This window comes from Streptomyces sp. col6, from assembly GCF_008042035.1.
In the GTDB taxonomy this organism is placed as follows: domain Bacteria; phylum Actinomycetota; class Actinomycetes; order Streptomycetales; family Streptomycetaceae; genus Streptomyces.
In genome coordinates, this window is the sequence record NZ_RDBL01000040.1 from 1 (window position 1) to 606 (window position 606).

Annotated in this window: 1 pseudogene; it reads left to right on the forward strand. The window is 78.2% G+C overall.

Going from position 1 to position 606, the window contains the following annotated elements:
* Positions 1 to 606 (forward strand): annotated as a pseudogene (locus tag EAO73_RS34805) (hypothetical protein); the annotation flags it as partial.

Consider the following 606-nt stretch of genomic DNA (forward strand, 5'->3'; position numbering starts at 1 on the left):
TCACCGAGCTGGTGCGCCGGGTCCGCGACACGGGCCTGGGCGCGTACAGCAACCAGGATCTGCCGTTCGACCGGCTGGTCGAGTACCTGAGCCCGCACCGCTCGTCCGCGCACGCCCCGCTCGTGCAGGTGATGCTCCAGGTGCACGCGGCGGGGGCGGCCGACGCCTCCGCGGCCCCGTCCGCGCTGGACGGCGAACCGATGGCGTTCCGGGGCGCGGGCGCCAAGTCCGATCTGACCTTCGCGCTCACCGAGACCACCGGCCCGGACGGGGCGCCGGGCGGTCTCCGCGTCGTACAGGGCCGTGGCGTACTCCAGGACACCCCGCAGCCCGCCCGGCTGCTGACCCGGCGGCTCGCGGAGACCCTGGACGCCTGCGCCGCCGACCCCGAGGCCCTTCTCTCCGCGCTGGGTGAGGGGCGGCCCGCGCCCGGGGGCCCGGAGGTGGTGGTCGACGCGCAGGGTCGCCCCGCCCCGGTCCGGGTGCCGGGCGAGGTGCACGAGCCCGCGCCGGGCGGTGGTCTGCGGGCGACCGGGCGGCGCGCGTACCGGGACGCGGACGGGGTGCTGCGGCCCGTGGCCGCCCAGTCCGTCAACGGCTATCCGG